Source organism: Streptomyces sp. NPDC024017, from assembly GCF_040638895.1.
Taxonomy (GTDB): Bacteria; Actinomycetota; Actinomycetes; order Streptomycetales; family Streptomycetaceae; genus Streptomyces.
Genome location: NZ_JBEZYZ010000003.1, coordinates 462,593 through 475,410, shown reverse-complemented (window position 1 = coordinate 475,410; position 12,818 = coordinate 462,593). Strand labels below are relative to the sequence as shown.

11 protein-coding genes and 3 pseudogenes are annotated in these 12,818 nt (G+C 69.1%); 8 read left to right on the top strand and 6 right to left on the bottom strand.

Annotated elements, in window-relative coordinates; translation table 11 throughout:
- Positions 1-112 precede the first annotated feature (112 nt).
- From AB0G20_RS10485 to AB0G20_RS10450, 8 genes and pseudogenes are all read left to right on the top strand, one after another.
- Complete coding sequence (locus AB0G20_RS10485) at positions 113-301, top strand: hypothetical protein (RefSeq protein ID WP_361298880.1); 189 nt, start codon at positions 113-115, stop codon at positions 299-301.
- An 820-nt stretch (positions 302-1,121) separates the two neighbouring features.
- Positions 1,122-2,252 (top strand): alpha/beta hydrolase, encoded by a 1,131-nt coding sequence (locus AB0G20_RS10480; RefSeq protein ID WP_361298877.1) that lies wholly within the window; start codon positions 1,122-1,124, stop codon positions 2,250-2,252.
- A 116-nt stretch (positions 2,253-2,368) separates the two neighbouring features.
- Positions 2,369-3,112 (top strand): hypothetical protein, encoded by a 744-nt coding sequence (locus tag AB0G20_RS10475; protein ID WP_361298874.1) that lies wholly within the window; start codon positions 2,369-2,371, stop codon positions 3,110-3,112.
- A 152-nt stretch (positions 3,113-3,264) separates the two neighbouring features.
- Positions 3,265-4,260 (top strand): SMP-30/gluconolactonase/LRE family protein, encoded by a 996-nt coding sequence (locus AB0G20_RS10470; protein WP_361298871.1) that lies wholly within the window; start codon positions 3,265-3,267, stop codon positions 4,258-4,260.
- A gap of 151 nt (positions 4,261-4,411) precedes the next feature.
- Positions 4,412-4,591, top strand: coding sequence for a hypothetical protein (locus tag AB0G20_RS10465; RefSeq protein WP_361298868.1), 180 nt, complete (start codon positions 4,412-4,414; stop codon positions 4,589-4,591).
- Positions 4,592-4,636: 45 nt separating this feature from the next.
- Positions 4,637-4,828 (top strand): annotated as a pseudogene (locus tag AB0G20_RS10460) (hypothetical protein); the annotation flags it as partial.
- On the top strand, positions 4,825-5,583 hold the full coding sequence (locus tag AB0G20_RS10455) for an SDR family oxidoreductase (protein WP_361298865.1): 759 nt from the start codon (positions 4,825-4,827) through the stop codon (positions 5,581-5,583). The pseudogene AB0G20_RS10460 and the gene AB0G20_RS10455, both read left to right, overlap by 4 nt.
- Positions 5,571-6,125, top strand: coding sequence for an SDR family NAD(P)-dependent oxidoreductase (locus tag AB0G20_RS10450; protein ID WP_361299386.1), 555 nt, complete (start codon positions 5,571-5,573; stop codon positions 6,123-6,125). Before AB0G20_RS10455 ends, AB0G20_RS10450 begins: the two co-directional genes overlap by 13 nt.
- A gap of 276 nt (positions 6,126-6,401) precedes the next feature.
- Here AB0G20_RS10450 and AB0G20_RS10445 read toward each other — a convergent pair whose 3' ends face one another.
- The 6 genes and pseudogenes from AB0G20_RS10445 to AB0G20_RS10420 form a co-directional block, all read right to left on the bottom strand.
- Entirely contained in the window at positions 6,402-7,673 is a 1,272-nt protein-coding gene (locus AB0G20_RS10445; RefSeq protein WP_361298862.1) for a ferric reductase, read from the bottom strand.
- Complete coding sequence (locus AB0G20_RS10440; protein WP_361298859.1) at positions 7,673-8,392, bottom strand: flavodoxin; 720 nt, start codon at positions 8,390-8,392, stop codon at positions 7,673-7,675. The genes AB0G20_RS10445 and AB0G20_RS10440 overlap by 1 nt, the downstream gene beginning before the upstream one ends.
- Positions 8,349-8,544: pseudogene (locus tag AB0G20_RS10435) on the bottom strand (IMP dehydrogenase); the annotation flags it as partial. The gene AB0G20_RS10440 and the pseudogene AB0G20_RS10435, both read right to left, overlap by 44 nt.
- 248 nt (positions 8,545-8,792) lie before the next feature.
- Positions 8,793-9,455: pseudogene (locus tag AB0G20_RS10430) on the bottom strand (XdhC family protein); the annotation flags it as partial.
- Between the two features lie 189 nt (positions 9,456-9,644).
- Positions 9,645-11,840 carry a xanthine dehydrogenase family protein molybdopterin-binding subunit gene (locus AB0G20_RS10425; protein WP_361298856.1) on the bottom strand — a complete coding sequence of 732 codons (2,196 nt, stop codon included), beginning with the start codon at positions 11,838-11,840 and terminating at the stop codon, positions 9,645-9,647.
- Positions 11,837-12,817: a xanthine dehydrogenase family protein subunit M gene (locus tag AB0G20_RS10420; RefSeq protein WP_361298853.1), complete on the bottom strand. Its 981-nt coding sequence runs from the start codon at positions 12,815-12,817 to the stop codon at positions 11,837-11,839. Before AB0G20_RS10420 ends, AB0G20_RS10425 begins: the two co-directional genes overlap by 4 nt.
- Position 12,818: the final 1 nt, after the last annotated feature.

The following is a 12,818-nucleotide window of genomic DNA, read 5'->3' as shown; positions in this document are numbered from 1 at the left end:
CGCAGGGTCAGCACCGAGAATGCGGTCCTGGCCCTGCCGCCCTTTCAAGGGCGGGGCGCCAGCGGCCGGCGACCGGACAAGCTTCCGCCCGCACCCCGAAGGCGCGGAGACCATGACGGACAACTCACCCGCACATTCACACACGTCCAGCCAGAGCCCCGCGCGGGAGCTCTCCCGGCCACTGGTGCCGGTGTTGTGGCTCGTGCTCATGGCGTCGCCGGTGGCCGCCGCGAAAAACGCGACGGTGCTCATCCTCGACGACATTGGCACCGCGCTGGACACGACCGCCGCGACCCCTTGATCGCGATCTCCCCGATCTCGCCGTGGCCGCCTGTGACCTCGGACCAGTCGTCACGGATGAGCTTCATCTCCACGTCCGGAATGGGCACTCCGATCGACCCGACACGAAGACCGGCTCAAGCTCCTCGCCAGCTGGGCAGCCACCCCCGTGGAGTCCCCCAGCACACCCACCAACCGCGCTGGCCAGTAGCGTGCGCATTCCCTCTCTTTGATGTTGAGCAGGCAGCTGCCCGAGAGCTGATGTGCCGGTCGTTGAGCAGGGAGGACGACGTCCCCGGCCCTGATGTGGTTTGGGCCTCCGAGCGGAGCTGGGTGACGGCGGCGCCCAGGTAGCGGGAGTTGTTCCATAAGGGCCGGTGTTGAGGACCAGACCGAGGGCGGCGAACCGGTCCTCCCAGACCTCGCGGTACGCCGGCGGATATCGTCCCGGCCACCGTGGCAGATGGCGCAGGCCAGGCCGTGGCAAGATTTTGCGGCGATGCATCGTCGCCACTGGGCCTCGTGGAAGCGGTCGCGGTTCGTTGTCGCTCAGCGCTCGTCCGCGCCCGGTTCGGTACTCCTCCAGTAAGGACGCCGTCCGCCCGAGGCGCCTGCACCAATTGGGCCGCCCTCGGACATGGCGGCCGCCTGGCCGAGGCGCGGTGTGCTGCGCCTTCCACGCTACGACACACACCCCGCGGGGTGGGGGGTCGAGCTTGTACCCCCTATAAATGCGACCTGCCACGCCTGGCGCAGAAGCGGTTTCCTGAAATCGCGCCTCGGTCACGAGATCACCAACCGTCGCGCCCTTCCCTCCACCGATCGAGTATGAGGTCGCCTCCATGGAACGTCGCAAAGCGCTCGGACTGATCGCCGCCACCGGCGCCGCCACCGCCGCCGCCTCCGTCGCGGCTGTGCCCTCCTTCGGTGCGGAGACGAGCAGCGCCGCGGGCGCTACAGGACAGGGCAAGGCCACGGACAAGGGCGGCTACACCTTCGCGCTGGACAAGAACGTCAAGCGGACCTCGGTGCGGTTCAAGAACCGCTACGGCATCGAGGTCGCCGCGGACCTCTACGTGCCGAAGAACGCCCGGGGCAAGCTGCCCGCCCTGGTGGTCAGCGGCCCGATCGGCGCGGTCAAGGAGCAGTCCTCGGGGCTCTACGCCAACGAGTTCGCCCGTCGCGGCTACGTCGCCCTTGCCTTCGACCCCTCCTTCTCCGGGGAGAGCGGCGGCACGGTGCGCGACGTGGCCTCGCCAGACATCTACACCGAGGACTACAGCGCCGCCGTCGACTTCCTCGGCCTGCAGAAGATCGTCGACCGCAAGCGGATCGGCGCGCAGGCCGTCTGCGGCTTGAGCGGCATGGCGCTCACCGCGGCGGCTGCAGACAGCCGTATCAAGGCGGTCGCCACGGCCTCGATGTACGACATGTCGCGCAGCATGTCCCGCGGCCACAAGGACTACTACACACGTGAGCAGCGCCAGAAGGTCGTGGACCACCTCAGTCGGCAGCGCTGGATCGACGCCGAGAACGGCACCTACGAGCGACTCTCCCACGAGGTCCCCTTCGACGACAACGGCAACGTCGCCCCCACAAACCGCGTCCTTCCCGAGACCCTCCCGGCAGACGCCGACCCGATCACGGCGATCTTCTTCGACTACTACCGCACCGAGCGCGGCTACCACCCGCGCTCGATCAACTCCACCACCGCATTCACCGGCACCACGCCGATGTCGTTCTTCGCCTTCCAGCTGGCGACGAACATCGACATGCTGGCACCCCGCAAGGCCCTCCTGGTGGCCGGCGCCGACGCGCACTCCCGTTACTATTCCGAGGACATCCAGGCCAAGGCACCCGGCAACATCGACCTCGTAATCGTCCCAGGCGCGGACCACGTCGACCTGTACGACCGCAAAGACCTCATCCCCTTCGACAGGTTCGACGAGTTCTTCTCCAAGAACCTCGCCTGACCGAAAGCGCCCGACAGGCCGGTACCACGACCGGCCTGTCGGATGAGCCCCCACGGTGGAAGCGGCCCCTCGGAAACGGATACGGGGCCCCTGCCCATCGACCGGCCCGGGTGGAAGTGGTCGCGGGATCCCTCTCGGTGGTCCGGGCCTTCGCACCCCAGATCGCGGCGGGCGGCGGTGGCGCGATCCTGAACATCCTGTCCGGCCTGTCATGGGTCAGCTTCCCGGAGGCCGGCGCCTACTGCGCCGCCAAGTCCGCACAGTGCGTGCTCTCTGTAAGCGTCGTGATGGTCGCCTCGAACCCGCTGCCGGCCCTGGCAGCGACGGCCATCTCGATCATCTGGCTCATCACCTATACGCGCCGCCGCCCCGACGGCTATGTGCCGGTGACCACGATCCGGTCCGTCAGGTTCCAGACCGCCACTGGCCTGACGCTCGCTCTCTCCGCGGGGTACTTCACCCTGCTGTTCGTCATCCCGCAGCTACTCATCGCCCGCGCCCACTGGACGAAGGACGCCGCCGCCACCGGGCAGCTCGTCGCGATGGTCCTGGCCTCGCTCGCGACCCTCGGGTTCACCTCCATCGCCGCCCGGTTCTCCCGTACGAACGTGCGGATCGTGCTCGTGGCAGCCGGGACCATTGCCGTGCTCGCCGCGGTCTTCGCGAGTGCGCCACTTCTCCTGCTGGCCGGGATCTTCCTGGCGCTGTTCGCCGCGACCTCGGCCAACGCCACTCAGGTCATCGTGGCCACAGCCGCCGTGCCCGAGCGGCACAAGCCGACAGCGATCGGGCTGTTCACCCTGCTCTACCTCCTCGGAGGCGCGATCGGCCCCGCGCTCGCCTCCGCAACTGTGCTCTGACGCTCACTGCGGCGGGCCTCGCCCACCACGGGCCCTCGCCACACGTTCGCCACGGTGCCGGCGCCCAGACCGGATGCCGCCCCGGGCGCATCCGCGCCCCACCTGATCGGTGCGGCCAAGACCTACCCGAACTCACACAACAGGAAGATGCCATGCGCACGATTCTCCGGAAGCGTTCGTCCGCCCGTGTCCTGAAGGGCGTGTCCCTGCCGCTTCTCGCGGCGGGACTGCTCGTCGGCTCCGCCACGGCGGCCCCCGCTGTCACCACCACCCCCACCGCCCACCACTCGGCCGTGAAGGAGAAGGTCATCACGCTGCCCGGCGCCACATCCGCCGAGGGCATCGCGAAGGGCAAGGGCACGACCTTCTACGCCGGCGACCTCTACGGCGGGGACATCTACCGCGGCGACATCCGCCGCGGCACCGCGGAACTGTTCATCGACGCCCCCGAGGGCCGCGAAGCGGTGGGCATGAAGGCCGACACGCGCCACGGCCTGCTCTTCGTCGCGGGCGGACCGAGCGGCCAGGCGAACGTGTACAGCACCTCCACCGGTGCGGAGGTCGCCACCCTCCAACTCGCCGCCCCCGGAACCACCAGCCTCATCAACGACGTGGCTCTCACCGCGGACGGCGCCTGGTTCACCGACTCCGCCCAGGCAAAGCTCCACTTCGTGCCCACCGGCAAGCAAGGCACACCAGGACAGGTCCGCACCCTCGACGTCACCGGCCCGGCCGCCGAGCTGAGCGGAGACATCAACCTCAACGGAATCCAGGCCACGCCCGACGGCAAGAGGCTGGTCGTCGGTCACTTCGCGAACCAGCGGATCTACACCATCAACCCGGACGCCGGGGCCTCCGAGCTCATCAAGGGCATCAAGGCACCCAACGCCGACGGCCTCGTGCTCCACGGCCGACAGCTGTGGGTGGTGCAGGGCTTCGACAACAAGATCGCCCGCTTCAGGCTCAGTGGAGACCTGAGCAGCGGCACCCTCGAGAAGGAGATCACCAGCCCGGCCTACGGCGTCCCGGCCACGGCAGCGCGCTTCGGCCACCTGCTCGCCGCGGTGAACGCGCACTTCGACACCCGCCCCACGCCGCAGGACCCGCCTGCCTCACCCACCTATGAAGTGGTCGTCACCAAGTCCTGACTGCGACCACGCCACATGACCGCAAAGCCGCCGCCACGTAGCAAAGAGCCGCAAGGCGGCGAGCGCCGCTGTCGGTCGATCAGTCGGATCCTTGCGACGACGCGGATGACGGTGCAGCGGTCGACCCGCCAGACAGCAGACAAGGAACCGCATGCGGGAGATCGTGCCGCGGACGGACAAGCGCGGCATCGGCCGTTCGAGACGGCGTAACTCCGGCACCGCCCGCCACGGCTCCGCCAACTCGGCGTCAGTCCTGGCCTCGCTCGCGACCCCCGGATTCACCTCCATCGCCGCCCGGTTCTGCCGCACAAAGTACGGATCGTCCTCGTGACAGCCGGGATTGTCCGCCGCGGTCTTCGCCAGTGCGCCGGCTCTTGGCGTACCGCAGCAGCAGGCCGGGCTCGCGGGTGGCGTGCTGAACACCGCTATGGAATTCGGCCCGACCGTCCTCTTCGCCGTTCTGCTCACGCTCGGCAGCGACGCCTCGCCCCTGACCGCCCTCGCCGTCACCCCCTCTCCTGAAACACCGCACCAAGTAGTCCATCACCCAAGGGAGTCACCGAAATGAACCGCTTCACCGGCAAGACCGTCCTCGTCACCGGCGCAGGCTCCGGCCTCGGCCGCTCGATCGCGCTCGCCTTCGCCGCCGAGGGCGCATCCGTGGTCGCCGCGGGACGCACCGCAGCGTCCCTGGACGAGACGGTCGGCCTCATCGAGGCCGCTCACGGAACGGCCGCCGCCGTCACCGCCGATGTCACCGACTCCGGCCAGCTCCAGAACCTGGTACGCGAGAGCGTCACCCGCTTTGGTGGACTGGACATCGCGGTCAACAACGCCGGGATACTCCGCGGCACCGTACCCGTCGGCGAGGTGAGCGAGGAGGACTGGGAGGCGGTGCTGCGGACGAATGTCACCGGCGTGTGGCTGGCCATGAAGCACGAGATCGCGCACATGAAGGGCAATGGCGGCGGCGCCATCGTCAACATCTCCTCGATCCTGGGTGCCCACCTGCGGATCCCGAACGGCGCCGCGTACATCACCTCCAAGGCAGCGGTCTCCGCGCTGACCCGCGCCGCCGCTCTCGACCACATCCACCAGGGCATCCGCATCAACGCGGTCAGCCCCGGCGCCTCCGCCGCTCCCATGTCGCTGCTGCCCGGCGAGACCGAGGCCGACCGTGCCGAGCGAGTGAAGACAGACAACCCGCTCGGCCGGGTCGCGGAGGCCGAAGAAGTGGCGGCCGCGGTGCTCTACCTCGCCTCGCCTGCGGCCGGCGCGGTAGTAGGCGCCGACCTGGTCATCGACAGCGGATCCTCAGCCTGACGGCTCGTAGGCGTCGGCGGCCCCTACCCTGGCAAAAACTCCGCCACGACGGGCTGAACGCGAGCCACATCCCGGCTAGAGCGGCCGCACTGCGGTGCCGCCGACGCCCACAGCGGCCTCTGGTCCTCATCGACGTCGACGAGCCCGGCCTGGCCGACACCGCCACACGGCCGTCCGACACCGGAGCCGAGGCCACCGTCTTCCGCGCCGATCTGAGGGACGCCCGCTCTCTGGGCGACGTGGTCCGGCAGATCGCGCTGGCGGTCGGCCCTCCGATAGTGCTCGCCAACGTCGCGGGCATCGGCCTCGCCGCCGACGTGCTGGAGACCAGCGACGAGGACGGGGACCGGATCATCGGCGTCAACTGGGCCTCCGTCCGGGGGGGCAAGCTCGGTGTTTCGCCTGGGATGGGACGCGGCTCCGCACTTGTCCCTCAACGCAGCACATCGGCCAGCGGGCGCCCCGGCGCCCTCGTTCCGCACCGCGGTTCTGCTGGCGGCGGCGAGGCCACGGGGGCCCAGGATGCGCCGGCACACCAGTAAGCCCCCGTAGTTTCCTGGGCGGCCGACTTCGCTTTGATCCGCGTCCGCGACTTCTATGCCGCCTGATGGCCCGCACCCCGCAGAAGTCGGACGCCTGGTCTCGCGCCTCCTCGAGCAGAGCATCCCCGCGGCGGCATTCACCGCCGACAGCATGAACCGGCACGGCGGCGGTGGCTGCGCCGATCGTTGGGTGCGTGACCACGGCCAAGATCTTGATCCTTGCGCGTCACGTCAGCGAACTATCCATGGCCACCGCTGAGTTGGCATGAGCCGGAACTACATCGTGAGTCGCTCGTGGTGGGTGCGGCCGCTTGATACCCCGATGCGGCGCAGCGTGCGTTGGGTGGCCAGCACGGCTGGGTTGGGCCCGACGACGAAGAACGCCCCACGCGCGACCTCCTCCTCGGATAGGGCATGGGCCAGATCGTCTCGGGTGAACCGCCCGGTCCGGACAGTTACGGTGAGACGACCGCCGCTGAGGTTTTCGTACTCCTTCAGAAGGGTGTCGTAGTAGGCGTCCTCGGGACGGCGGACCGACCACAGCAGGTGGATGCGCCGATCCCCTCCATGAGCTGAGATCAGACTTAGCAGCGGTGCGACACCTGCGCCCATGCCCACGAGCACGAGCGGTGCACCGACAGGGTGTTCCCGGACAGTCTGGTCGAACTGCCCGAAAGGCCCTTCCAGGCGTACTGGTGTTCCGGGCGCGATGCCGCCGACCTTGCGGGTGTAGTCGCCGGTCTGCCGGATCGTGAACGTCAGGGTGTCGTGACGGTCGTCGGTCGCGGAGAAGGGATGCCATTCCCGGCCGATGCCCTGGTCCTCGAACCGGAGGAAGTAGAAGTCGCCGGGCCGTGACGTCGTCGACGTACGGTCGAGTGTGACCGACAGCCTGCGGGTCGCCCGGTTCAGTGCGACGTTGTCCTGCACTCTTCCCGTGAGGTAGCTGTCCGGTGCGATCCACTTCTTCCAGACGTAGATACCGAGCACCACCACCGTGTGAAGGTCGAAGAGGACCATGAACGCGAAGTGCTGGGCCACCCGGTCGATCAGGTGGACGTGCAGCCAGATCAGGAGGACGGCGGCCAGGTTGAGCCGATGTATCCAGACCGAGAGCTGGTGCCGGAAGACGAGTTCGAGCCGGCTCTTCACCTTCAGCAGGAGAGGCGACCTGTCGGTCAGCCATCCGCTCATGAACAGGAGCGAATAGCACAGCACCGTGAACGCCACCCAGAACGCCCAGTCACCGAGGTCCCTGGCCCAGGTGCTCGGAGCGAAGGTGTTTTCGCGGTGCAGATATGCCGGGATGAGGGCGAGGATGCCGAGCACACCGTGCAGCGCGTAGATGTGCCGCAGCCCTACGGCCCGGTCCAGCCAGGACGGGCGCACACTGAGCAGGATCGCCAGCAGCCACCAGCAGTACGCGACCAGCCCCAGGGATATGTAGAGCCGCATGCTCGTCACGTCCGTGAGCTGGGCGTTCAGCGTGAGCACGAGGGGCAGCGGGAACACCGCGGCAAGGCCCCACAGCAGTAGCGTCCTGGCCATCAGAACCCCAGTCCTTCCAGCCAGGAGTTGACCTGGGTCCGGGTGCCGTCAGGATCGCGGTAGACCTGCTGGCCCTGCCGGGCGTAGCCGTCCAGGACGTCTGCCTGGGGGTAGTAGCGCTTGAGGAATTCGAGTGAGTTGCCGAACTGCGAGCCTTCGTGGGTGACGAAGGGCACGATCCTGGCGCCGTTCAGATTGTGATCCCGCATGAAGGTCTGCATCGCCATCGGCTGTTCGCCCCACCAGATCGGGAACCCGAGGAAGACTGTGCCGTATTGGTCGGTTTCGGGTGTTGCGGGTTTGATGGGACGGTAGAGGCGCTCACTCGCCTCCCGTTGCGCCATCCTGTCGGTCTCGTCGTAGTCGGCCGGGTACGGCTCGGCCGGGACGACCTCGTATCTGTCCCCGCCGACCCGGTCGTGGATGAATCCGGCGACCTGGGCGGTGTTGCCGACTTCGAGGTTGAGGTCGGGGAAGTTCCTGCCGGTCTTGGAGTAGAAGACGACCAGGGTCTTGTTGCCCCGCCTCGGTGGGGTGGCCCCGGCGTTGACCGGGGAGATGCCCGGCCAGCCGGGGCCGGACGCGTTCTGCCAGTTCACGGCCAGGAGCCCCGCTGCGGCAGCGGAGCCGGCGGTGATCAGTCCCAGCAGTTTGCGGCGGCTGACGCCGTGCGGATTCACGGCCGACCCCCTCGGCGACACCGACGTACGGTGTCCCATGGGGTGGGGCCGTCGATGGCCTCGACGCCGCGGTAGGGCCAGAGGTTCGAGCCGCCGACGCAGGAAGCTGAGAGCCGGATGACGGCATCGGTCGGGGCGGTGATCTCTTCCACACGTACGTCGCCGGGGGCGTGCAGTACTGCAGCGCGCACGGGGTTGCTCCTTTGCGGTTTCGGGTCGGCCACCGAGGCGGTCGGGACGGTTCCTTGCCATGTCTAGGGCCCGGCCCGGTGGACGCGGTGGGGGGAGGCGCCGGTGGTCGGCCGTCATCTCACCCGCGTGCCCGAGCGTCCGTTTTGATCGGTACTCTGATGGGCGCGGTCCTGACGGGCGATGGCTCAGGCCTTCTCGGCGTGTGCTGCGGCTGAACTGTGGACGCCGGCGGCCGTGGAAGCCGCGGGCCGGCGGCGCTGAGCGCGATGGCGAAGTCGCCCGGGCCGAAGACCAGCATGCGCGGGCGCGACGCCTGGACGTGGACGAGGACGGTCAGCGGTTCGGGGCATCCGTCCCCGCTGCCGCCGACCGTGACGCGGGCGGTGCGGCCTGCCCGCAGCAGGGCCCGGGCCTCCTCCGCCACCGGCCGGTCCGCCGATCCGTCGCCCAGGGTGCCGTAGGTCATGCTGCCGTCGGCGAGGACGCTCAAGGTGGAGCCGAGGACGTCCTCCGGGCCGTCGACGACCTGAGCCACGGCCGCTGGCCGGCCCTTCACGACCTCGCCCAGAGCCGCCGCGAGGTGGGGTCCGTCGGACCAGTCGACGCGCTGGACGAACACGTCGAGCTCGCCGCCGCAGGTCAGCCCGACAGCGAAGGCGTCGTCGTCGGAGTACCCGAACCAGGCCCGCTGCGGGGCGCCCCCGTCGTGCAGCACCTGTCGGCACAGCTCGTACACGGCGCCCTCGACGCAGCCGCCGGAGATGCTGCCGACCGCGTTGCCCTCCGCGTCGACCGCGACCGACGTACCCGTGGGCGGGGGTGCGCTGCCCCGCACGTCGACGACGGTGGCCAGGGCGAAGGGCCGAGCTTCGCGGCACCAACGGTTCAGCGTCTCCGCGATGTTCAGCATGGGTGTATTTCTCCGTGTGGGTCGAGGGGATCGGAGAGACGGGCGGGCTGCCGCCGCGCCCGACGAGGCGGGTACGCGACGGCAGCCCCCGAGGAAGCCCGGCAGCCGGACGGGGGGGGACCGACTGCCGGACGAGCATGGAGCGCCCCGGGCGACGGGCCGCTCCTCAGTGGCCCGGGGCGCCCCGGTTCAGAGCAACGCTTCGGCGGTGATGGGTAGTTCGCGGATTCGTCGTCCGGTGGCGTTGAAGACGGCGTTGGCGATGGCGGATGCCACCCCGACCTGGACGATCTCGCCGAGCCCCTTGACGCCTAGCGGGTCGGCCTGCATGTCCTCGCCCTGTAGGTAGATCGCCTTGATCTCGGGGATGTCGGCGTTGACCGGGACCAGGTAGCCGGCGAGGTCGGCGTTGACGATCCGGCCGTCGCGGTGATCGGTGACCGTGTGCTCCAACAGCGCCTGGCCGATGCCGCCGACCATGCCGCCCAGCGCCTGACTGTCGGCGAGCTTGGGGCTGACGATGCGTCCGCAGTCGTACACGCCGAGCATCCGCCGCACTCGCACCAGTCCCAGCGTCGCGTCCACCCCGACCTCGGTGAAGACCGCGCCGTAGGAGTAGTACGAGTGCCGCTCGGGATCCTGCGGTCCGGACCACGAGCCGTCGGCTTCGAGGTGGGTGAGGTTGTTGCGGGCCAGCAGCCGCTGGTAGGTCTCGCCGCGCGCCGAGTTGCTCCGCACGTGCAGCCGCCCGCTGCGTACCACGATGTCCTCGGCTTTGACGCCGTACAGCGGTGATTCCTCGTCCTCGACGGCCAGTTCGATCGCTTGTCGGCGGATCTTGTTGCAGGCGTCGAGGTTGGCGGAGCCGACGCACATCATGGTCATGGAGCCGCCGTGCGGCGGGGTCTGCGGATACAGGGAGTCGCCGAGCCTGAAGGTCACCGCGCGCATGGCGAGTCCGAGCGCGTCCGCAGCGACCTGGGTCTGGGAGGTGTAGGTGCCCGGACCCATGTCACTGGCGGCGGCCTCGACCACCGCGGTGCCGTCCGCGTTCAGGCGGGCGCGGGCGTGCGCCTCCATGTTGTTGGGGTCGTACACGGCCGCGGCCATGCCCAGACCGATCAGCCAGTCGCCGTCCCGCGTCGAGCGGGGCTTCGGGTTGTGCCGGTGCCAGCCGAACTCCCGGGCGCCGACGGTGTAGCACTCGCGCAGCCGACGGGTGGACCAGGGCAGGTTGTTCGACTCGTCCTCGGCCGGTTCGTTGCGCAGGCGCAGCTCGATCGGGTCGATGCGGAGGCGGTGCGCGAGTTCGTCCATGGCCGACTCGATGGCGAAGGACGCGTTCGCGAAGCCCGGACCGCGCATCCAGATCGGGCTGTTCACATCCAGGGGCACCTTGCGGTACGCCTGGCTGACGTTCGGTGTGCTGTAGAACATCTGGCCGGCGAGCATGATGGCCTCTTCGAACGTCTCGTACGACGAGGTCTCCGCGTCTATCTCGTGGACCGTGGCCTTCAGGCGGCCCCGCTGGTCGCTGCCCAGGCTCAGCCGGTACTCGTAGGAGGGCCTGAAGCCGGTGCCGAAGTACATCTGTTTGCGGGTCAGGACCACCTTGACCGGACGTTTCATCTCGCGGGCGGCCAGCGCGGCGACGACCGTGTGCGGCCAGCAGCGCAGTCCGCTGCCGAAGGCGCCGCCGACGAAGGGGTTGATGACCCGCACGGAGTCCAGCGGCACATCGAACACCGTAGAGAGTTCCGTCTGGGTGCCCACCACCCACTGCGTCTTGTCCCACACGGTGAGCTTGTTGCCGTTCCAGCGGGCGATGGTGGCGTGCGTCTCCATCGGGTTGTGGTGGTTGCGCGCCATGCGGTACGTCAAGTCCATCCGCACTGCCGCCTCGCGTAGGCCGGCCTCGGCGTCACCGCGCGCGTACTTGGTCGGCTCGCCCGCCTTGGCCTCGGCCAGGTCGGTCGAGGGCTGCTCGGCGTCATAGCTGACCTTCACCAGGCTCGCGCCGTGTTGCGCGGCCTCCAGCGTGGTGGCCACCACGACAGCGACCGGCTGACCGTGGAAGAGGACCTTGTCGTCCTGGAAGACCCGCAGCCGTCGGCCGGGCAGGTTGTTCGAACCCGGATTGTCGCGGTACGGCAGCTTCGGCGCGTTGCCGTGGTGGATCACCCGCAACACGCCCGGATGGGCTTCGGCATCACGGGTGTCGACGCCGGTGATACGGCCACGGCCGATGCTCGCGTCGACGATCACGGCGTGCACCACCCCGTCGACATCGAACTCGGCGGCGTACCGCGCCTTGCCCGTGACCTTCAGCCGCCCGTCCACCCGGGACAGCGGCGCACCCACGGCTGCCTGGGGCTGGGGGCTCATTTGGTACCTCCTACGATGCGCAGCTGGCGTTCGACGGTCCGCCTCAGCAGCGCGACCTTGAACCGGTTGTTCTCCAGCGGGCGAACCCCCTGCACCGCCTGCTCGGCGGCGGCCGTGAACAGGGCGTCCGAGGGGCGCTCCCCGACGAGGTGCCGCTCCACCGCAGGCAGCTTCCACGGCACCGTGCCCACGCCCCCGGCGGCAACCTTCGCCTCACGGATGACCCCGCCGCGGATGTGCAGGGCGACGGCTGCGGAGGTGAGGGCGAACTCGTACGACTGCCGGTCACGCACCTTCAGATAGCCGGACTTCAGCGGACGCGGCAGGGCGGGGATCTCCACCGCCGTGATCAACTCGCCCTTGCGGAGGGCTTGTTCACGGTTGGGGGTGTTACCGGGCCGCAGCAGGAAGTCGACGAAAGGCACCTCGCGCTCCCCGTCCGGGCCCAGCAGGTGCACGGTCGCCTCCAGCGCCGCGAACGCCACCGCCACATCGGACGGGTGCGTGGCCACACAGGACTCGGAGGTGCCCAGGATCGCGTGCATACGGTTGAAGCCGTGCAGCGCGGCACAGCCCGAGCCCGGCTCGCGCTTGTTGCAGTCGGCGCTCACGTCACGGAAGTACGTGCACCGGGTGCGCTGCATGATGTTGCCGCCGATGGTCGCCATGTTCCGCAGCTGCGCCGACGCGCTCAGCTCCAGCGACTCGGAGACGACCGGGAACAGGGAACGCACCTTGGGGTGGGCGGCGGTCTCGGCCATGCTCACCAGCGCGCCGATGCGCAAGCCCCCACGCTCGGTGACCCTGATGTCGCGCAGTGGCAGGTCACTGATGTCGACCAGGGTCTCGGGGCGCTCGACCGTCTCGCGCATCAGGTCGACGAGGGTGGTGCCGCCGGCGATATAACGACCGCCGCGACGGCCCGCGTTGAGGGCCTCACGGGTATCTGCGGCCTTCATGAAGGAGAAGGGATGCATG